The sequence below is a fragment of the Mesomycoplasma ovipneumoniae genome (genome assembly GCF_035918255.1).
In the GTDB taxonomy this organism is placed as follows: domain Bacteria; phylum Bacillota_I; class Bacilli_A; order Mycoplasmatales; family Metamycoplasmataceae; genus Mesomycoplasma; species Mesomycoplasma ovipneumoniae_A.
On the sequence record NZ_CP142136.1, the window covers coordinates 930,400 to 951,893 of the forward strand.

The 21,494-nt window shown below is 29.0% G+C and carries 22 protein-coding genes; 4 read left to right on the forward strand and 18 right to left on the reverse strand.

All coding sequences use genetic code 4. The features are described from left to right. Window positions 1-10: 10 nt before the first annotated feature. From ffh to U3G01_RS03415, 18 genes are all read right to left on the reverse strand, one after another. Entirely contained in the window at window positions 11-1,336 is a 1,326-nt protein-coding gene (ffh, locus tag U3G01_RS03330; RefSeq protein ID WP_255030917.1) for a signal recognition particle protein, read from the reverse strand. An 80-nt stretch (window positions 1,337-1,416) separates the two neighbouring features. Then, window positions 1,417-2,319, reverse strand: a complete 903-nt coding sequence (tsf, locus tag U3G01_RS03335) for a translation elongation factor Ts (RefSeq protein WP_069097796.1) — start codon at window positions 2,317-2,319, stop codon at window positions 1,417-1,419. Window positions 2,320-2,340: 21 nt separating this feature from the next. Further along, complete coding sequence (gene rpsB / locus U3G01_RS03340; protein WP_255030965.1) at window positions 2,341-3,261, reverse strand: 30S ribosomal protein S2; 921 nt, start codon at window positions 3,259-3,261, stop codon at window positions 2,341-2,343. Window positions 3,262-3,468: 207 nt separating this feature from the next. Further along, on the reverse strand, window positions 3,469-3,954 hold the full coding sequence (gene recU, locus U3G01_RS03345) for a Holliday junction resolvase RecU (RefSeq protein WP_069096695.1): 486 nt from the start codon (window positions 3,952-3,954) through the stop codon (window positions 3,469-3,471). Between the two features lie 105 nt (window positions 3,955-4,059). Then, window positions 4,060-4,320: a hypothetical protein gene (locus tag U3G01_RS03350; protein WP_069097203.1), complete on the reverse strand. Its 261-nt coding sequence runs from the start codon at window positions 4,318-4,320 to the stop codon at window positions 4,060-4,062. After that, window positions 4,307-5,722 carry a F0F1 ATP synthase subunit beta gene (gene atpD, locus U3G01_RS03355; RefSeq protein ID WP_069097798.1) on the reverse strand — a complete coding sequence of 472 codons (1,416 nt, stop codon included), beginning with the start codon at window positions 5,720-5,722 and terminating at the stop codon, window positions 4,307-4,309. The genes U3G01_RS03350 and atpD overlap by 14 nt, the downstream gene beginning before the upstream one ends. 17 nt (window positions 5,723-5,739) lie before the next feature. Further along, window positions 5,740-6,570: an ATP synthase F1 subunit gamma gene (gene atpG / locus U3G01_RS03360; RefSeq protein ID WP_069097799.1), complete on the reverse strand. Its 831-nt coding sequence runs from the start codon at window positions 6,568-6,570 to the stop codon at window positions 5,740-5,742. A gap of 26 nt (window positions 6,571-6,596) precedes the next feature. After that, window positions 6,597-8,120 (reverse strand): F0F1 ATP synthase subunit alpha, encoded by a 1,524-nt coding sequence (gene atpA / locus U3G01_RS03365; RefSeq protein WP_255030918.1) that lies wholly within the window; start codon window positions 8,118-8,120, stop codon window positions 6,597-6,599. Between the two features lie 18 nt (window positions 8,121-8,138). Continuing rightward, on the reverse strand, window positions 8,139-8,684 hold the full coding sequence (locus U3G01_RS03370; RefSeq protein ID WP_069096700.1) for a F0F1 ATP synthase subunit delta: 546 nt from the start codon (window positions 8,682-8,684) through the stop codon (window positions 8,139-8,141). A gap of 2 nt (window positions 8,685-8,686) precedes the next feature. Beyond that, window positions 8,687-9,232, reverse strand: a complete 546-nt coding sequence (locus tag U3G01_RS03375; RefSeq protein WP_255030919.1) for an ATP synthase F0 subunit B — start codon at window positions 9,230-9,232, stop codon at window positions 8,687-8,689. A 17-nt stretch (window positions 9,233-9,249) separates the two neighbouring features. Then, on the reverse strand, window positions 9,250-9,558 hold the full coding sequence (locus tag U3G01_RS03380; RefSeq protein ID WP_010320944.1) for a F0F1 ATP synthase subunit C: 309 nt from the start codon (window positions 9,556-9,558) through the stop codon (window positions 9,250-9,252). A gap of 59 nt (window positions 9,559-9,617) precedes the next feature. Then, the gene (locus U3G01_RS03385) at window positions 9,618-10,346 is read right to left on the reverse strand and encodes a F0F1 ATP synthase subunit A (protein ID WP_010320945.1); all 729 of its coding nucleotides are present in this window, start codon (window positions 10,344-10,346) and stop codon (window positions 9,618-9,620) included. A 434-nt stretch (window positions 10,347-10,780) separates the two neighbouring features. Further along, the gene (locus U3G01_RS03390) at window positions 10,781-11,935 is read right to left on the reverse strand and encodes a Y-family DNA polymerase (RefSeq protein ID WP_255030920.1); all 1,155 of its coding nucleotides are present in this window, start codon (window positions 11,933-11,935) and stop codon (window positions 10,781-10,783) included. Window positions 11,936-11,982: 47 nt separating this feature from the next. Next, window positions 11,983-12,408, reverse strand: a complete 426-nt coding sequence (locus U3G01_RS03395) for an MHO_1590 family protein (protein ID WP_010320948.1) — start codon at window positions 12,406-12,408, stop codon at window positions 11,983-11,985. After that, window positions 12,409-13,614 (reverse strand): MHO_1580 family protein, encoded by a 1,206-nt coding sequence (locus tag U3G01_RS03400; protein WP_255030921.1) that lies wholly within the window; start codon window positions 13,612-13,614, stop codon window positions 12,409-12,411. 3 nt (window positions 13,615-13,617) lie between these two features. Further along, window positions 13,618-13,980 (reverse strand): MG284/MPN403 family protein, encoded by a 363-nt coding sequence (locus U3G01_RS03405; RefSeq protein ID WP_010320950.1) that lies wholly within the window; start codon window positions 13,978-13,980, stop codon window positions 13,618-13,620. 64 nt (window positions 13,981-14,044) lie between these two features. After that, complete coding sequence (obgE, locus tag U3G01_RS03410) at window positions 14,045-15,310, reverse strand: GTPase ObgE (RefSeq protein ID WP_255030922.1); 1,266 nt, start codon at window positions 15,308-15,310, stop codon at window positions 14,045-14,047. Window position 15,311: 1 nt separating this feature from the next. Then, window positions 15,312-16,034 carry a phosphotransferase gene (locus tag U3G01_RS03415; RefSeq protein WP_255030924.1) on the reverse strand — a complete coding sequence of 241 codons (723 nt, stop codon included), beginning with the start codon at window positions 16,032-16,034 and terminating at the stop codon, window positions 15,312-15,314. 234 nt (window positions 16,035-16,268) lie between these two features. On the opposite strand from U3G01_RS03415, the gene recA reads away from it, so the two are divergent. From recA to rnr, 4 genes are read left to right on the forward strand one after another with little or no spacing between them, the layout of a single operon-like run. Then, window positions 16,269-17,282 (forward strand): recombinase RecA, encoded by a 1,014-nt coding sequence (gene recA / locus U3G01_RS03420; RefSeq protein WP_069096710.1) that lies wholly within the window; start codon window positions 16,269-16,271, stop codon window positions 17,280-17,282. 15 nt (window positions 17,283-17,297) lie between these two features. After that, the gene (locus tag U3G01_RS03425) at window positions 17,298-18,830 is read left to right on the forward strand and encodes a phospholipase D-like domain-containing protein (RefSeq protein WP_069097213.1); all 1,533 of its coding nucleotides are present in this window, start codon (window positions 17,298-17,300) and stop codon (window positions 18,828-18,830) included. A gap of 48 nt (window positions 18,831-18,878) precedes the next feature. Continuing rightward, window positions 18,879-19,112: a preprotein translocase subunit SecG gene (gene secG / locus U3G01_RS03430; RefSeq protein ID WP_010320955.1), complete on the forward strand. Its 234-nt coding sequence runs from the start codon at window positions 18,879-18,881 to the stop codon at window positions 19,110-19,112. Window positions 19,113-19,117: 5 nt separating this feature from the next. Further along, a complete protein-coding gene (rnr, locus tag U3G01_RS03435; RefSeq protein WP_255030925.1) occupies window positions 19,118-21,208 on the forward strand; it encodes a ribonuclease R in 2,091 nt (696 codons plus the stop codon). The last annotated feature ends 286 nt before the right edge of the window (window positions 21,209-21,494 follow it).

Sequence of the window (21,494 nt, forward strand, 5' to 3'; positions counted from 1 at the left end):
ATTTTCTTTTTTATTTAAAAAATGAATCAAAATTAATATTTTTTGATGAAAATTCAGACATTTTTTTGGACATTGATTCAAACTCACTAATTAAACGGTTAAATTCAGCACCTGTTCGACCTGAACCGCGAATAATTCGATTCCTGCGAGATGGATTTTTTAAAAGTTTTGGTTTTTTGCGCTCTTCAAGTGTCATTGATGAGATTAAAATTTTATAAAGTTTCATTTTTTGCTCGACATCATCAATCTGACTTGCATTAATTTTGCCCGATAATCCAGGAATCATTTTTATTATTTTCGAAAATTTTCCAATTTTTTGAATTTGAGCAAGACTATTTAGAAGGTCATCTAAATTAAATTGACCAGAAAACATACGGTGAGACAGTTTTTTAACGGTTTGTTTGTCAATATTTTCTTCGGCTTGTTCTAAAAGTGACATCACATCGCCCATTCCTAAAATTCGATCAGCGATTCTGTTTGGATGAAATAGTTCTAAGGCAGAAATTTTTTCGCCTGAACCAATAAATAAAATTGGAATTTTAAGCAAATGTGTAATTGAAAGAGCCGCCCCTGCACGTGCATTTGAGTCTAATTTTGTAATAATTGACCCTGTTAAATTAATTTCTTTATGAAAAGTTTCGGCAACATTTATTATATCTTGACCAGAAAGGGCATCAAGAACAAAAAGAATTTGATCAGGTTTTACAGCTTTTTTAATTTCAACTAACTCGGTCATCAGTTCAGAATTAATTGAAAGACGACCGGCTGTATCAAAAATAACAAGGTCATAATTGTTATTTTTGCTATAAATTAGGGCATCTTTTGCGATTTCAACAGGAGTTTTTTCAATATAAAAAACATCAATTGAAACTTGTTTACCTAATTGTTTCAATTGATCAATCGCTGCAGGACGGTAAGTATCACAAGCTACTAGTAAAATTTTTTTTGAAAAATTTTTCTGACGAGCATAAACTGCAAGTTTTGCAGTAGTTGTAGTTTTTCCTGAACCTTGAAGACCAACTAGCATTATTGTTGTTGTTGGTTTTTTAGCAAAATTAATAGACTTTGCACTAACTCCAAGAACTGAAACTAAATTTTGGTGTAATATTTTCAAAAATTCTTGCTGGGGATTAAGTTTGGAAGTCAGCCCGTTTGTTAAAACTTGATTTTTAACCTGAGCAATAAAATTTTTAACAACTAATAAATTAACGTCAGCCTCAAGTAAAGCAAGACGAATTTCACGAATAATTTCTGCTAAATCTTGCTCATTAATGGTTACAGATTTTTGAATTTTTTTTAAAGATGACTGAATTCTATTGGTCAAAAAATCTAACATTTTAAAAATAGAAAATTTTTCCTAAAAAAACAGGAAAAATTTTATACCTTTCTTTATATTTTTTGATTTAAGTTTAATAATTATTTAGCTTCTTTTATTTGTGAATTAACTTCTGTATAAAAATCCACAGCTTGTTTTTCGATGCCTTCTCCAACTTCAAAGCGAACAGCTTGGACTAATTTAGCAGAATTTTGTTCTAAATACTTACCAACAGAAATGGCACTATCCGTTGCTAAAGGTTGAAATTCAAGAACGAATTCTGATAATTCTTTTTCAATCTTACCACGTTTAATTTTTTGCTTGATTTCTTCAGGTTTCTTTTCAAAATTCTTATCTAAGGCAAGTGAATCTTCAACTTTTTGAGTGATTTCTGCAAGTCTTTCTTGAGTCACATCGGACTCAAAATTAAATTCTGGATTTAGAGCTGAAACATGCATAGAAATATCTTTTGCAACAGTGCAATTTCCACCATCTATAACAACAACAGAAGCGATTTGTCCGTTAGAATGTGTATAGAGTCCAACTTTTTGTCCTTCTAAAATTTTGGTTTTCAGCACACGACGCAAAGTTATTTTTTCACCCATTGTTGCTGTAGATTCGATTAACATTTCTGCAATTGTACGGGAATCAGGGTTTTTAATAGTCAAAGCAGTTTCTAAATTATCAAAGTCATTTTCTAGAAGTAATTTGGCAATTTCACCTTGAAGTTTGACAAAATTTTGATTTTTAGCAACAAAATCTGTTTCAGAATTAAGTTCAAAAATTAAAGCATGTTTTTCACATTTAGTTGCTAAAACTAAACCTTCTGCAGCAATACGGTCAGCTTTTTTTAGTGCTTTTGACTTACCATTTTCGTGAAGTCATTTAATAGCCGCTTTTATTTCATAATCAGAGTTTTCAAGAGCTGTTTTGCAATCAACAAAAGGAGCATCCGTAATTTCTCTTAATTCTTTAATTTTTGCTAATTTATCTATTTTTAACATTTTTTACTCCTTTTTTATTAATTATGCAATTTTAGATTCACTAGACTGGCTAGGGTTTTGTGCTTTTTTATCGCCTGGTTTGTTTTTAGATTTATCAAACTTTTCGAATTTATCAAATGAATTACGGCGAAATCTTAGTTGTTTTTGCTCTTTATCAGGATCTTCTGGCAAAATAATTTGCTCATCAGGCTGATATGCAAAAAGTTTTTTACCACCTTTTGCTGATGAAATTGCATCAGCTAAAATAGTAAAAATTAATGTGATTGACTTAGTTGAGTCATCATTAGCCGGAATTCCAAAATCAACCAAAGATGGATCGACATTTGAATCTGTTATTCCGATAATTTTAATTCCTTTTTTACGGGCTTCCTTAACTGCGATTATATCTTTTAAAGGATCGGCAACTAACATTATTAATGAAAAAAGTGGAACGTCTTTTAACCCTTTAATTCCGTTAAGATTTTTTTGTAATTTAGCTAATTGTTTTTGTTTTGAAAGTATTTCTTTTTTTGTATAACCTTCAAAATTTTCTGCTGTTTGTTTTTCAAGTTCTTCCATTGCTTTGAGACGCGACAAAATTGTACGACTGTTTGTCAAAGTTCCGCCTAATCAACGACCAGAAACGTATATTGAATTTGTACGGATTGCTTGTTCTTCAATGGCTTTTTTTGCTTGTTTTTTTGTACCTACAAAAATAAATTTAGCACCTTTTTGGGCAAATTTTTCAACTAATTTATAAGCAATTTCTAACATTTTTTGAGTCTTTAAAACGTCAATAATGTGAGTTTCATTACGCTTTCTTTTTAGTAAAAATTGTGCCATTTTAGGGTGTCATTGCGATGATTTATGACCAAAATAAACACCCGCTTCTAATAGTTTTTGCTTTGAAACGATAGGAATTTCCGCTGAGTTTTCAGTAGAAATTTCGCCAATGTTCAACATTTGATTATCTTTTTGTTCGATATTTTGGTTTTGTTTAGCTGTTGTTGCCTTATCCATGTAATATTTCCTTTTGTTTGTTGTTTCTACTTAAAATTTCTAACAGACAGAACTTAAAAAAGCACATCTATCTGAATCCATTTTAATGATATTTGAGCTAATATAAATTAAGAATTTAATTATACCATAAAATAAAAAATAAACAATAATTTAAACCATTTGATCAATATAAGTAATAAAATCAATGATTCCAGGGTATGTAAGTGTAATTTCTATCCCTTCTTTTTCTAAAAAATGAGCAGAAATTGACTTTTTTGAAAAATCTATTTTGTCGACACTTAAAATGTAAAATTTTTCAAGCTGTTTGAAAAAAATGATGAAAAATGCGCAACCAAAATGTTTTCTAATTTTATGCAGATAATTGATTTGATGGTCTGGAATTTGCTTTAAATTTAAAACGTTTTCATTGGTACTTTTGGCTTCAAAAGCAACAAAAATTCCTTTATAAATTCCATAATAGTCAACGGTTGACTTTTTTAACACAAAAGCATCATTTAAGGTCAAATCTTTTTGAACAGCTTTAAAACCAATATCTAGATTTTTTTTGTGAAAAATCGCAATGTCGTTTTGATAATAAAATTCAATTGTGTTATTAATAATTTTTTCAAGAAACATTCCGCGGTTTTTATGATTCATATTTTTATTTAAATTTTTAAGCTTTTTTTTGCCAAAAAAGGAAAAAAATGGGAAAAACAAGCACTTTTTCTCATTTTTAGCTTAAAATTTAAAAATTTATTAATATTAAGCGGGATGCAGTTCCCCCTGGGTAAAAATTAAAACCTCAGATTTAGAAGCATATATAACACCGTCGGTAATTCTAAATTTGACTTCTTCTTTTTCGTTTAAAACATACAATACCGATGGTGCAATTATTCCGCAAAAAGGTGTTATACCGTATTGGGCAACACGGTATCCTAGTTGTGTTTTTGCAGTAACTGAAACTGGTTGGGATTCTAAAATGATTCCTTTTTGACTAAAGATTTTAAGATTAATTGTTTTCACTTCATCCCATCTTTTTTGCCTTTTCTAATGCTTGATTAATTGTCCCAACGTATAAAAATGCTTCTTCAGGGACATTATCAAATTTGCCAGATAAAAGTTCGCTAAAATTATTAACTGTGTCTTCGATTTTAATAAACTGGCCTTCAATTCCTGAAAATTTTTGAGCTACAAAAAACGGTTGGGATAAAAAATTCCTAATTCGGCGGGCTCTTGCAACAACTTGTTTATCTGACTCACTAAGCTCGTCAACACCCAAAATTGCGATAATATCTTGTAATTCCTTGAATCTTTGTAAAATTTGGACTACTTTTTTAGCTACTTCATAATGCTGTTTTCCAACAACACTAGGATCTAAAGCTCTTGAGGATGACGCTAAAGGATCAACCGCTGGATAAATACCCAAAGCAGCAATCCCACGGTCTAAAACTGTTTTGGCATCAAGGTGCGAAAATGTAGTTGCAGGGGCAGGATCTGTGATATCATCAGCAGGAACATAAACGGCCTGAACTGAAGTTATTGATCCTCTAATTGTTGATGTAATTCGCTCTTGAAGCTGACCCATTTCAGTTGAAAGTGTCGGTTGATAGCCAACAGTTGATGGAATTCTACCTAAAAGTGTTGAAACTTCTGAACCAGCTTGAGTAAATCTAAAAATGTTATCAATAAAAAGTAGAACGTCCTGATTGTCTTGATCACGAAAATGTTCGGCCATTGTCAAAGCAGAAAGAGCAACTCTCATTCGCGCACCAGGAGGTTCGTTCATTTGACCAAAAACTAAAGCAGTTTTGTCTAAAACACCACTGGCTTTCATTTCAAAATAAAGGTCATTTCCTTCACGTGAACGCTCACCTACTCCAGCAAAAACTGAAAGTCCACCGTGTTTAGTTGCTATATTATTAATAAGTTCTTGAACTAAAACGGTTTTCCCAACTCCCGCTCCTCCAAAAAGACCGATTTTTCCACCTTTTACAAACGGAATTAATAAATCGATGACTTTAATTCCTGTAACTAAAATTTCACTTACAGCTTTTTGTTCTAAATATGTTGGGGCAGGTGAGTGAATGGGTTTTTTTTCGACTGAATCAAGAGACGGGCCACTATCAATTGGATTTCCTAAAACATTGAACATTCGTGATAAGACTTGATTTCCAACCGGGACTGAAATTTGCGAACCTGTGTCTTTTACTTCTAAACCTTTTGATAAATTATAAGTCATTGACATTGCAATTGCGCGGACAATTCCTTCACCTAAATGTTGGGCAACTTCAAAAACGATTTTTTGATTGTCAACTTCAACTTCAAGGGCTGAAAGAATTGCAGGCATATGATCGTTTGGGAATTGAACATCAATAACTGGGCCAAAAATTTGAACTATATGACCTATATTAATCTTTTTTTTCATTGTTTTACCTACTTTTGCTACATTTTTCCGCTGATAATTTCGATAATTTCTTGGGTAATCATCGACTGGCGGCTTGAGTTTATTTCAAGTTCTAATTTTTGAAGAATATCTTGGGCGTTTTCTGTTGCACTTTCCATTGAAGTTCGACGAGCAGATGTCTCAACTAATTTAGATTCGATAAATATTTTTTCCAAAAGGGATTTAATATAAAAAGGAATTAGTTTTTTGAGTACTTCAACTGCATTAGGTTCAAATTCAATTCCATAACCCTCTTGTTTTGTTTTGTTTTTTGCAAAATCAAATAAGTTAATAATATTTGGCTTTGATTGAATTATATTTATAAATTTATTATAACAAATGAAAATTTTTTTATACTTTTTATCAGAAATTGCCTTATTTATTAAGTTTGTGACTTCAATAATTGGTTCAGAAAAATTCGTCTCTTCAACTCCGGGAAAATACTTGATAATATTTTTAGGGTACCTTAATGATATGTAATTATAAATTTTCTTGCCAAAAATAATAATGTCATCATTTTTTGTTAAATCAGGAGTAATTTTTTTTAAAATTTGATTATTGAGGGCACCGCAAAAACCTAAATTTGAACCAAAAACAATGTAAAGATTTTTTTCAGAGTTTGTTGTTGTTAGCTCCTCGGGTGTTTTGCATAAATTTGCCAAAATATTTTGCATAATATAGTCTAAATTCTCAAAATATTCTTGAGATGACTTAAATTGACGTTTAATTTTGGGAATTTTTGAATTAGCTATCATTTCCATAACGCCAGTAATTTTTTTTATATTTTGAATTTGGGTAAATCTTGCGCGAATTCTGTTTAATTTAGGCATCTTTACTCTCTTTTATAAAAAACCGATTAAAAACTTCGACCTGAATTAAATTTTTCAATCAAATTTGTTACTGAATTTAAAATTAAATTTAGATCATCATCTTTTAAAACAAGATTATGATCAATTTTTTCTAAAATTGACTTAATTTTAGAATCTGTATCTAAATATTTAAGAAAAACAGATTTAAACGATTGCATAGATTCAAGTTGCAAGCGATCAATTAGATGTTCTTTAATCAAAATTAACATCATTACTTGTTGAATTTGAGAAAAATGTTGTTGATTTTCTTGTTTTAAAAGTTCATAAATTTTGTTCCCGCGATCAAGAATTAACTGCGAACTTGGTCCTAAATCAGATCCAAATTGTGCAAAAGCCTTAAGTTCATTATATTGTGCCAGTTCTAATTTTAATGATGAAGAAGCTCATTTCATTAATTTAGATTGGGCCGCTGAACCTACCCGCGAAACTGACAGACCTATATCGATTGCCGGTTTTTGCCCTGAATTAAAAAGATTGTCACGAACAAAAATTTGGCCGTCGGTGATAGATATGACATTTGTAGGAATATAAGCTGAAATATCTCCGGCTTGAGTTTCAATTATTGGCAAAGCAGTAATCGAACCGCCACTTTTTTCATCGGATAACTGTGATGAGCGTTCCAAAAGGTATGAGTGCTGGTAAAAAATATCTCCAGGAAAAGCTTCTCTTCCCGGCGGCCTTCTTAATAAAAGTGAGAGCGTTCTGTATGCAATAGCATGTTTTGATAAATCATCATAAATTATCAAAACATCTTTACCTTTATGCATTCAATATTCGGCAATTGAGGTTCCAGAATATGGCGCTAAATATTGTAAAGGTGATAATTCACTAGCTCCTGAAACAACAACTGTTGTATAATCAAGCGCGCCTTTTTTTTCAAGAAGAGCGACAATTTGTGCTACACTTGAATTTTTTTGACCAATTGCAACATAAACACAATAAACATTTTTACCTTTTTGGTTTAAAATTGTGTCAATAGCGATTGTTGTTTTTCCAGTTTGACGGTCGCCAATTATTAACTCACGTTGTCCTTTTCCAATTGGAACTAGTGAGTCAATTGCTAAAATTCCGGTCTGAAGTCCGCGATCAACACTTTTTCTATCCATTATCGAAGGCGCGTTTGTAAAAATTTCAGATTTTATACTATTGTCAAATTCACCTTTGCCATCAATTGGAAGACCAAGGGCATTAACAACACGACCTAAAAGTTGATCACCAACTGTAATTGAAATGACAGACTTTGTTCTTCTGACGGTTGAGCCTTGAAAAACAGAGTTTTCATTTCCCATAATAACAACACCAATTAAATCTTGTTCAAGATTAAGTGCAATTCCAAAAACACTATTTTCAAATTGAACAAGTTCACCAAATTTTACTTTTTCAATCCCGGAAACAAGCGCAACTCCATCTCCAACAACAATAACTTTTCCAATATCATCATGTTGAATTTTGGATTCGAAATTTTTAATTTCATTTTTAATTATTGCGGTTAAATTTATATCTTTGTTCATGTTAAAAACCTTTAAAATCTATATATTTTTTATGAGTTTTTGTTTGAGTGAGCGCAACTGTGATGAGAGTGAATGTTCAAAAACATGGTTATCAATGGTTATTTTGATTCCAGAAATTAATTTTGGATTTATTTTTGGTCGCAAAACTATTTTTTTGTTTAATTTTTGGGAAATTAAGTCTTCAAACTTAGCAATTTCTGATGGTGATAATGGAAATGCGCTTTGGATTTGACCCCAACTTTGGCCTAAATAAGCATTTGCAAGCTTTATATATTTAATTAAAATTTGATTATAATGCGAAAAAAGATTGTTTTTGCATATTACTTTAAGAAAATTTATCATATAAGTGTCAATTTTAGATTCAAAAATTTTCTCTATCAAAGTATATTTTTCACTTTTTGAAATAAAATGTGAAGCGAAAATCGAAATTAAAGAAGGATTGGCGCTAACTAAATCAATTATATAAAAACTATCATTTATAAATTGATCCACTTTTTTTTCAGATATTGAAATTTCTAAAAGTGACTCAGAATATCCATAAATATTTTTTACCTGTGGGTGCATTTTTATTCTCTAATATTTTTCTCAGATTTTAGCAAATTTTCTAGATCTAAAACCAATTTTTCGTGTAAGTCTTTATTGTTTTGCTCTTGATTTACCAAAAATTTCTTGCTTATATCAGTAGCAACATTAATAATATTTTCCTGATATTTTTTTACAATTTCTTTTTCGTATTCAGTTAAAACTTTTTGACCTTCAGAAATAAGGCGACGAGCTTCTTCGGTGGCTACTTTTTTAGAGTCTTCGATAAGCTTATTTGCCTCAAGTTGAGATTGATGTTTTAAATCAATGCAGTATTGCTTTGTTTCTTCTAAATGATTTTGCGATTGTTTTGCTAATTCTTTAGCTTCATTATTTGACTGAACTGTTGAGTCGATGTGATTTTGGAGAAAAGCCTTACGTTCTTTGATATATTTTTTAAGTGGACGATAGACAAAATAAGTCAAAACCAAAAATAAAATTAAGAAACTAGTAAGTGTTGCAGCAACTACATAAACATTAGGGATTATCCCTTTAAACAATTCACTTAATGATTGATTAATACTTTCCATTTTTTACAAATTTGGGATTAACCTTGTACGAAAATTAGGATAAAGGCAATTAAAAGCGCGTAAATTGATGATGTTTCTGAGATAGCTGTTCCAATTATTAACACACGAAAAACTTTTTTTTGCGCTTCAGGATTTCTTGCAATAGCATCACAAGCTTTCCCAACAGCATAACCTTGACCGGCACCAACGCCAATAACTCCGATCATTGCAAGTCCGGCACCTAAATATGCAAATGCAGACGCATTTAGTCCTGAATTAGTGGTATTGACAGCAGTTTCTTGAAAATTTTGAACAATTTGTTGCGAGAAATTTATAACAGATTCCATTTTTTTCCTTTTTTTTAGAATAAATTTATAATAAATTAATTATTTTGTTTAAATAATAATTAAGTTTGAACAATGTTCAATGCGTTTTGTTCAATTTTTTGTTTATTTGGTGGGTGATTTACTTCCATTCCTCAATATGAAACAGTTAGAATTACAAAAATAAATGATTGTATCAACGAGCCGATAATATCAAAATAAATAAGAAACGGTGGGAAAATTAATACAACCGGTAAATTAAAATTACCAAAAACACCTAACGGGATTTTTTGGTAAAGTCAAAGAATTCCTGAATAAATAATCAAAAAGAAAACGGAACCTGAAATTATGTTCCCATACATTCTGAAAGAAAGTGAAATTAGTGGAGCCGGTACTCCTATTATTTTGAGTGGATTTTTTCCAAATTCAAGTAAATAATGTCATTTTGCATAAATTGTTCCAACAACAAAAATCCCTAGTCAACTAATTACGGCCAAACTTAGGGTTACCGAAATTGAGGTAGAAATTGGCTCAAGACCTGCGAGTGATAATAAATTACCTAATAAAAAAAATGTAAAAAGAGAAAAAATGTAAGGTTTTGCTTTATTTACATAACCTTCACCAGCAGATTCAACAAGATCATCAATAAATAAAAAGTATGATTCTGCAAATAAAACTATTGCTGAGGGAGCTTTATCAACTTTTGCTTTTTTTATGTGAAAAAAGATAATAATGGATAAAATTATTACAAAAACTACTAAGATAAAAAGAGTAAATAATTGCGGTTGATTTCAATCTGAAAAAAAATTCATTTTTACTCCTTTATTTTTTATGCTTTAACATTAAATAGTAAATTATAGCACTAATTGGAAAAATTGTATAACCAAAAATAAAAGAAATTATATTTATTGGTGTAAGTAAAAAGTCCAAACTATTTTTATCGACTGTTTGGAATGATTTATTAATGAGAAAAATAGCTAACAAAATTGTAGTTTGAAACAAAATTAATATAATATAAACAAAAAAAGCAAAAAATGAAGAGGTTTTTTCTTTATTTTTTGCTTTTTTTGTTATGATGCTAAAAAATAAGTTTTTTGAAAGCAAAAAGGATGTAACACTAAAAAAAGAAAACAATCACCCTAAAATTAGTGTGTAATTTCAAATTGCAACCAAAGATAAAATTAATGCAATTACTAAAAAAATCTTAAAATAAAAGTAATAAAAATATTTCATTGCTTTAAATAGCCTAATTTTTAAATGATTTTAGCACAACTAATTTTTTTAAACCTATTTTTTTATTTACGCTTGCGATAATATTCTTAACTTTTTGACTAGTATTTAACATACTTTTATCATAATCAGAAATTTTTGACAAACAAATTCCAAACCCTAATAATAATGAAAAATCATCAATTTTGTTTGCAAGTGCAACTAAATTATTGTACAGCAAATCATAATTATTTGAAGGTTGAGATAAATCTGTAAAAAAACGGTTTTGTTCTTTGTTTTTTAACTTAAAATATATTTCAACACGGTTTGCCCCTTTGTTAAACTGGTCTAGTTTGGCGACTAAACTTGGTAAAAATTCTGAAATTAAAAGTAGTGTTTCTGTTTTTGTAAGTGTGTCACAATGAGAAAAAGTGCGAAAATGTGAGACACTTTTGAAATTTTCTGGCTTGTTTGAAACAATGTTGTCTCCTGTTGAAGTCAAAGATTGAAATAGCTCATGACGCTGAACACCTAAAACTTGAATAATTTTTTCATTATCAACTCCTGCTTTTACTAGATCATTAATGGTAAAAATTCCAATATTTTTTAGTTTTTGAGCTGTAACCATTCCTATTCCAAAAAGCTTTTCGATTTTTTGGGAATAAATAAGTGGTTTGATTTTATTTCTTGGAATAACAGTGATTTTTTCTGGTGTATGTTTTGCTAAATTAGTGGCCATTTTTGCCAATAATTTATTATGAGAAACACCTATTGAAATTGGTAATTTAAGTTCTTTTTGTAACTTTTTCTTAATATAGTACAACATTTGGTAAATTGTATTAAATTTGTTAAGATAATCACTCAAATCCAAAAAGCACTCGTCAATCGAGTAAATTTCAATTTTTTTTGTAAAATTTTTAGTGATAAAATCAAAAAATTGCCTTGACAAAAACCGATAATAAGCCAAATTTGGTTCAATTACAACCAAATTTGGGATCTTTTTTTTAATATTTATCGTTTTATCGGTAATTTTGAAACCTTTTTCTTTGACCTCTTTAGAAATAGAAACAGCCATTGCAAAATCCTCTTTTCGAGAAATTGCAATTGGCTGCCCTTGTAATGTTGGATCAAGTCTAATTTCTGATGAGACAAAAAAAGTATCAATATCAATGTGGGCAATTATTTTTGGCATATGACAAAAATAATTATACTATTATTTTATTTTTTTACAATTTAGCGCTAAATATCTTGGTACAAGCTAATTTTATAATTTCTATTTAATTTATTCTTTTTATATTTTCAGAGAATTTCAATATAAATTGTTTGCTGATTTTCATCAATTTTGTACCGAAAATTCAAAGATCCAAATGATACTTTAACTTTTGAAATAATTTCCTTGATAACATTTTCAACTAATCACTCATCAATATAAACTTTTCCTTGTTTTACTTTTATTGTATCGTAAAAATCATTAGCATAAATATTGGGAAAAACATCGTTATCTTTGTATTCTGATTCATTTTTGACTTCAAAATCTAGTTGTTTTTTTAAAGGTGATAGTGATTTTTCAACTCTAGAATTATACAAATACCAACCTAGGATTCCACCGCCGACAATAATCCCTGTTGCAAGAAGGCCTGATAAAATTTTAGCAGTGATTTGCATCTATTCTTCTAACTGATTTTCTTCATCTTCTTTAAAATTAGTAAAAGAAAGATCTCTTAGCTGCTCAATTGTTAAAAAATTAGTTGCAACATATTTAAAATCTTGATTAGAAATTTTAATTTCGTCAGATTTTATAAAAGGAGTTAGGTAATTTGTTATTTTCAGACGGTAAATTCCTTTTTTCTTTTCATAGTCAATCAATTTTTTGTGTATTTGTTGAGAAAAACCAACACTAATTTTCTCAAAATCAGAATTAATAGACATTTCAACTTTTGGATTTAAGGATCCTGAAAAATTATAAGGAATAATGAATCCTTGTTGGGAAATTTGTGAATTTCCACTAAAAACAACCCGTTCTTTTGAATCATAAAAAGTACTTGAAGTTATAAAAATATCCCCAATTATGTATTTTCCTTCAACAATTTCAGGTTTTGTGTTTTTATTATAGATATCTGGGCGAAATTGGAAGGATAAATTTAAAAAATTTTTTGCTGCTGTGGCTGATTTTATTGGCAGATTTGTCAGTTTTAAATCAGAAATATTGATTTGGCGATCGATATTTCCGGCATGAAAAGTCTCAGGATCAACCCCAACTTTGAAAATATTTATATTGTGTTTTTCTTGAATAAATTTAACAGGGAAAAAATAAACTGTTTGTTCGTCGATTTTTTCATAAGTTTTAGAAAATTCACGTGAGGCGTCAGCTCCTAAATTTGCCATTTTTATTGATTTTAAGAGCTTAAAACCAATTCCTTGATTTTGGATAGAATATTCTTTGCGTACATCTGAAAAATTGCGGATTTTTACCACATTATCAAGCATCATTTTTTGCTCGTTATCTTTTGTCAAATACACTAAAATATTATCTATTTTTTGAAATTTGTCAGTATTATCTTTGCTTTTTTGGCCATCAAGACCACCAAAAGTAAAAATTGCTTGATTAAATCGCTCGGGTAATAATTCTAAAACTTTTGGACCTGCAGGAATTGAATTATTTACTTGAACATAAGCATTCACTTTTCCCGGTATTTTTGAAAAAACAGTGACAATTACTGTATATCTGTTTGAAACAATATCGCGTTCGATTTTTACAAATTGTCTAATTCCATTAGGTGATGAATTTGATGCATAGTTAAAAGAAATTTGGCCATAGCTTCTTGCAATTTGAATTTCAGGGCTTTGGCTTGGAATAAGATCTAAATTCATAAACTAAAGATTCAAAATTATAATAAATTGGTCGATTGCTTTGTGCATATTTTTATAATATGTAGATTTTGACCAGTATTTTTTAATTCAATTACGGTCATTATCGATAAATTCTTTGATTAAAAGTTTAGTGTATCTAGGCTCTAAGAGTGAAAGTGCTCTTTCGATTGCTGAAATTGGTAAATCATCATTTTTATTTGCAATTCCTAAAGTTTCATAAACTTTTTCTTTTTGTGAGTGGAGTTTATTAGTTTTATGATATAGGAATAAAAAAGAAACTAGTGATTTTTTTTGAACAAATGTCCATTCTGATGGATCTTTTAATTTTTTACGCAATGATCTTGCAGGTTTACGGAAATTATCCATTTTTGTAACTCCTATTAAGAAAAATATTTAAACTCAAAAGAAATTAATAAATGGTCAAAATATTTTAACTTCATTGAAATTCAAAATTATAAATTTTAACAGTGTCACCTGATTTTATTCCTAGTTTTAAAAGTTCATTTCACAAGCCTATATTTTTAATTTTCGAGTTAAATCTAAAAATATTTTCCTGAGAATTTAATGGTATTTTATTAACTATTTTTTTAATTAACTCACCAGTAACTTCGTAAAATCCTGGAAATTTATTAGTAATTAAAAATGGTGCCTCAAGATTATATTCAACAAAATCTTCCTTTTTTTCTGTTTCCTCGATATTTTCAGTTTGATTTGCTTGCAAAATAAGTTCAAACATTTTTCTCTTTATATTCTGAATTTCAGCGCTATTATTTGAAATCAAACTAGCTTCAATTACGGGAATTTCGGGAAATTCTTGTTGAAAAAGGTGAAAATTTTTTTTAAAACTGGGTAAATCAGATTTATTTGCTATTATTATTTGGCTTAGTTTTAGCAATTTTTGGCTAAAATTACCTAGTTCGGCATTAATACTTTTAAAATCATCAATCGGGTTTTTTTCTTGGCTGCCAAAGTCAATCACATGAGCAATTGCACGGCAACGTTCGATATGCTTTAAAAAAACAATTCCCATTCCTTTTCCCAAACTTGCTCCTGAAATTAAACCAGGTAAATCTGCGACAACAAATGAATCATTGTAAGATTTTACCATGCCCAATTGCGGAACAATAGTTGTAAATTCATAATTAGCAATTTTGGGTTTAGAGTTAGAAATTAATGATAAAAGTGTGGATTTTCCGGCATTTGGTTTACCAACCAGGCCGATATCAGCCATGACTTTGAGTTCAAGTTGAAGAACTAATTTTTGACCTTCTTCACCGTTTTCAGATATTCGAGGTGCTTTATTTCTTGAATTCTTAAAACGGGCATTGCCCTGACCGCCTTTGCCGCCACGGGCAATTAAATATTTTTTTTGAGTAACTACATCACAAATCAAAGTGTTTTTTGAAAACACTTGTGTTCCAAGGGGGACTTTTATAAAAATATCCTTACCATTAGCTCCGGTCCTATTTTTTGATCTACCATTTTCACCGTTATTTCCAAAAATTTTTTTAGTTTGATAAAACGGAAATAACGAATTTAGACCAGAATCTCCAATAAAATAAATAGAACCTCCATTACCACCGTCTCCGCCATCTGGCCCACCTTTATCAACATGAGCCTCTCTGCGAAACGATATTACCCCATCTCCGCCCCTACCTGCCTGAATTTCTATTGAAACTTGATCAATAAATCTCATTTTATTCCTTTCATAATTTATATTGTTCGTATAAATTATCTAATTTTTCCATGTAAGGGGTATCGTCAAAGTATTTAGTTTCTTGAGCATTGACTCATAAAATTATAAGGTAAAGAACGAAAATTCTATGCAATAATATTAGTTTATAATTTAGTTTTCCATAGAAATTAAGAAAAGTTTTTTCCTGATCATTATCTAACCTTGCAGATTCTATAAAATATGCAAGATCAAAATGTATGTCGCCTTTTGATGCATATTCTCAATCTAAAAAATAAATTTTTTTGTTTCTTTCAACCATATTCATTAATCACAAGTCATTATGAAGTGGTTTAGTTTTATCCATATTTACCAAAATTTCATTGATAAATGGGTTATATTTTTCAATTGTAGGGTTTTTTATCCCTTTTTCAGATAGAGTTTTTAAATATTGTTCTACTCGAAATGCATGATTAGACGGTGGGAAAACTAAATTTGAATTATGAATTTGTCTTAATTGAAAAGCAATTTTTTCAAGCGATTCAGTGGTAATTTCAACATCAGATCCTTCAATTCATTCTCAAATAATTTGTTCTTTTGAATTAGATATTAATTTCGGAACAAAATCAAAATTTGATAAAATTGAATAATCGATTTGATGATTCATTCCGTTATAAACTTTTTCTTGAATAAATTGTGAATCCTTGCGAAAAGATTTATTAGTAAAACCAATTGAAATTTTTTTCATACTATAAATTTTATTAGATTTTTAGGATTTTAAGCTAATAATTCTTGCTAGGACAAAAATAAATGTATCTTTTTTCCGCCCTAGCGTTATATTTTAAGAAAAACTGCTAATTTTTTCTTAAAATAGGAAAAATGGTTGATTTTTCCCACTTTTCATGTTTTTTTACAAAAAAAATTAATTTAAAATAAGAAAAAACAAAAAAATTATTTAACCTAATATTTAAAAAGGACAAAAATGACTGAAATAAACGATAAATCACTATTAAAACAAGCTTTAAGTGACATTAAGAAAAAATTTGGAAACGAATCTATCATGGTTTTAGGCGAAAAACCTCCGATTGACACTGAAGTTTTTTCCTCTGGAAGTATGGCCATTGATATGGCTCTGGGAATTGGTGGATTCCCAAAAGGTAGAATTATTGAAATTTATGGTCCTGAATCATCAGGAAAAACAACTATTACCTTGCACGCGATTGCCGAAGTTCAAAAGCGCGGTGGAATTGCGGCATTTATTGACGCTGAACACTCGATTGATTCTCAATATGCAAAAAATTTAGGAATTGATATTGATAATTTAATTCTTTCTCAGCCAGATTCGGGTGAACAAGCCCTTGATATTGTCGACACATTAGCAAAAACAAAAGCTATTGACTTGATTGTTGTAGATTCGGTTGCCGCTTTAGTACCAATGGCCGAACTCCAAGGCGAAATGAAAGATCAAGTAATTGGGGCACAAGCACGACTTATGTCAAAAGCACTTCGAAAAATAACTGCATCATTAAATAAAAACGGTACAACGGTTATTTTTATCAATCAAATTCGTGAAAAAGTAGGAGTAATTTTTGGAAACCCAGAAACAACACCAGGTGGAAGAGGACTAAAATTTTATGCTTCAATTCGACTTGATGTTAGAAAAGTCCAACAAATTTCAACAGGAAATGATATAACAGGGCATAGCGTAAAAATAAAAGTTGTTAAAAATAAGCTTGCAATCCCATTTAAAACAGCATTAGTTGAAATTGTTTTTGCAAAAGGTATTTCAAAATCTGCCGAACTTATTCATTTAGGTGAGGAATTAGGTATTCTTACCAGAAAAGGATCATGATTTGCATATAAAGGCGAAAATATTGCACAAGGAAAAATGAATTTGAAGCTATTACTTGAAAACAATGAGAAATTATTTAATGAAATAAAGGAGGAAATTACTGAAAAACTAAACGAAAATCAAAAGGAAAATACAGAAATATAGTAAAATTATACCATAATGTTCAAAAGAGCAAAGTGGATTTTTTACTATTTTTTTTTATTAATTTTCCTTGCGGGTTTTAGCGGAACTATTTACATAATTTATGTTTATCTGTCTAGAAATATTGATTGAATCGCGATTTTAGCATTTGTTTCAGTTTATAGTTCTACTTCCCTCTTTAATTTATTTATTTTGCTACAAAGAAGAAGACATGAAGCAAAAATTTCATGGCTTATTGCTTGTTCTATTTTGCCAATAATTGGTCCAATTGCTTATATTTTTTTAGGGCGTAAATACTCAAATCACCAAGATATTAAGCATTATTTTTCACAATATCAGTATTTTATTAGCCCAAATAAAACTGATGAAAAGTTATTAGAAAAAATCCCTAAAACTGACCGAGATTTATTGGTTTATTCAAGTGAATATTTTTTATCACCTGTTCAAAAATTTACCGGCGATTTACTTGTTGATGGTCATAGTTTTTTTGAAAAACTTTTTAACGACATTCAAAAGGCGAAAAAATTCATTTTTATTGATATTTATATAGTAAAAAACGACTTTATTTGAAAAAAATTAAAAAAAATGCTAATTAATAAACGCAAACAAGGTGTAAAAATTAAGATTTTGGTTGATTCTTTTGGGGCTTATTACATAAAAACACGGCAATGACTTGAATTAAGAAGTCAAAAAATTGAAATTCTTTTGTTTAATGCGCTCAAATTACCTTTTATTTCAGGTCAAAGTTTTTATAGAAACCACCGAAAAGTATTTCTAATTGATGGAAAAATTGTATATACTGGTGGAAATAATATTTCTGAAGAATACTCAGGTTTTGACAAAAATTATGGCTATTGAATGGATTTAAATCTTCGACTTGAAGGTGAAATTGTAGAAACTTATTGCCGAAACTTCCTATTTCATTGGTCAAAATGAGGTAAAAAAAATATTTCTAAATCTGAAATTAATAATTTTTGTAAATTTGAAGAAAACAGCATCCAATCTACCAAAATTAAAAATTTAGGGGTTGTTATTCAAAATGGGCCAAATTTACCTGACTCATTAATTGAGGGTTTTATTTTAAAAAGTATTTATTCGGCCAAAAAAAATATTAAAATTTTTACACCATATTTTGTACCAACACAAAAAATTATCGACGCGCTCAAGGATGTTTTACTTGCAAAAATAGAAGTAGAAATTTTCATACCTGGCAGAAACGACATTATAATGATTAAAAGTTTTAATCATTATTTTGCATACAAATTGTTAAAAAAAGGCGCTAAAATTTATTTTTTTAAGGAAATCTTTTTTCACGGGAAATCAATAATTATTGACGATAATATTGGAATGATTGGGACAGCAAATTTAGATGCTAGATCCTTATTTTTCCAGTATGAAACCAATTTATTTTTTAAAGGTAAAATTTTAAACAAGTTCTTAAATCACATTGACTTACTTAAAAAACAAAATATTATTGATGAAATAAAAGCATTTAATAAAATTTCTAATATTTTTAAGTTTTTAATTTTCTTTTTGAAAACTTTGGTTTAGAAATTAGCTTTTTTATAGTATAATTGAACTTACTTTTGGTTATTAGTCATGTTAAAAACGGTTTTAATTATTTTTATTGCGATTTTTGGTTTCCTGATTGTTTTAGTTTCGCTAATTATGTCGCCACATTCAAACTCATTCTCAGGAGCACTAATCGGATCGAGTGATTTGGATTTATTCCAAGTTTCAAAAGAGCGTGGTATCAAAAAGTTCACAAAATGATCAATGTTTATATTGGGCTTTATTTTTTTAGCTCTGTCGTTAGTAATTAGGTTGTTATAAAATTCATGGAAATTATATCTCAAGAAAAGCTCAAAAATTTTCTTCAAAATGAAAAGACTTTTATTGAAATTGTTAGAAAATTTAACGTGCCTTTTGACTTAAATCAACATTTGACACACCAAATAAGTAATTTAATTGAAAATTTTCAGATTTTCAAAACTCTAGAAGGCAAATATTATTGGCCTAAATTTATAGAAACAAGGGTTGGTATTTTTCGCGCTACACAATCCTCATTTGGTTTTGTTGAAAATAAACAAAATCCGACCCAAAAAAATAATGTTTTTATACCTGGAAGATTTACTGCAAATGCTCTTGAAGGCGATGAGGTCAAAATTAATATTTATGTTGATAGATTCAAAAGCGATCAATTTTTCGGTGTTGTTACTAAAATTATTCAGCGAAACACTAAATTTTTAATTGGAAAAGTTGTTAAAAATGATAAATTTTGAGATTTTGAGCCAATTAATTTTAAGGGTAATTTTTTCTTTCGTTGAAATTCAACTGAAGATTTAGAAATCAACAATTTTTACAAAGTAAAAATTGTTGATTATCAAAAAAATGTGCTAAAATTGGCTGTTATTCAAAAAATCGGACACAAATCAGAGCCTTTTTTACATGTAAAAATTCCTATAATTGAATCAGAAATCACCGATACATTTAGCCCAGAAGTTCTGGCTGAATCTTCAAAAATCGAACAAGAAGTAAAAAATATCGACAAAAATAGGGTAGATTTGCGAAATCAACTTGTGATAACAATTGATGGTGATGATACAAAAGATTTCGATGATGCCATTTCAATTGAGCAAACAAAAGAGGGAAATTTTCTCTTAAAAGTTCATATTGCAGACGTAGCCCATTATGTAAAACAGGATTCAGCAATCGATATTGAAGCCCAAAAAAGGGGAACTTCAATTTATTTGCCTCACATGGTAATTCCTATGCTGCCTGAAGAATTATCAAACGGAATTTGCTCTTTGATGCCTAATGTCGATAGATTTACTATCACAATGGAATCTCTTATAAATAAAAAAGGTGAAAATTTATACATTAAAATTTACCCTTCTGTAATTAATTCAAAATGGCGTCTAACTTATGAAAAAGTAAATAATTTTTTTGCTGGTTCATTTTCATTTGGTGATACAGATTTAGAGAATATGTTAAAAAAGTGTTTAAATTTAAACACTATTTTGTCAAATTTCAAGAAAAAACAAGGGTATATTGACCTTGCGCTTGATGAAGTTAAAATTATTTTAGACCAAGAAGGATATACACAATCCCTAAAACTAAAACGAAGAGGAATTTCTGAAGAATTAATTGAAAATTTTATGATTAGGGCAAATGAAAATGTTTCGGAATTTTTAACCAAGAAAAAAATTCCGATTTTATACAGAATTCATGCGAATCCTGATCCTGAAAAAATAACAATTTTCAATCAAGTTATTAAATCTTTGGGCATACAACACAGCTTAAAATTGAATCCTAATTCTAAAGAGTTTGCAAATAAAATTAATCGAATAAAGTTAGAAAATAATGATAATTTTCTTAAATATTCAATTTTAAGAACAATGCAAAAAGCAATTTATAGCACTGAAAACGAAGGTCATTTTGGTCTTGCAGCTAGTTTTTATAGTCATTTTACTAGCCCTATCCGTCGTTATCCTGATTTATTATTGCATAGAGTTATTCATAACTTTTTGTTTCAAAAAAATGATGACATTGAAACTTATAAGGAAATTTTGGAAAAAAATTCCTATACAACAACCGAATTAGAACAAAAAGCATTTAATTTAGAGAGAAAAATTATAAATATAAAAAAAGCTGAATATGTACAAAATTTGATTGGAAAATCCTTTAAAGCACAAATAACTTCTATTATTAAATCTGGATTTTTTGTTGAAATTGACGGAATGTTTGACGCCTTAATAATTAATAAAAGTCTTCCTGATAGCGAAAATGACCCTTATGTATTAGCAGAAGATAATTTTTGTTTATACAATAAAAAACACCGATTTAAATTAGGTGAATTTATCGATGTTAAAATTGAAAGCGCCAATATTTGAGACGGAAAAATTAGTGCTGTTTTAACAAATTATTAGTCTTATTTGTAAAAAATGTTGTAATTTACAGCGCTTTTTTAATTTTCCGAGTTTGGAAGTTTGATGAGATAATTTTAAAAAAGTATCCTGGTTTAGTTTTGGGAACTTTTTTAACTTTTTTGCAAACTCAGGAAAAAATAACTATCAAAGCAAAAACACTAAATTTTAAATCCAACACTCACGAATGAAAAATCAACTTATTAATCAAATAAAGCAAACTAAAAAAGCTAAAATTTTAACTAAAAAGCAAAATTATAAAATATTTAAACTACTTTTTAGTTAAAAC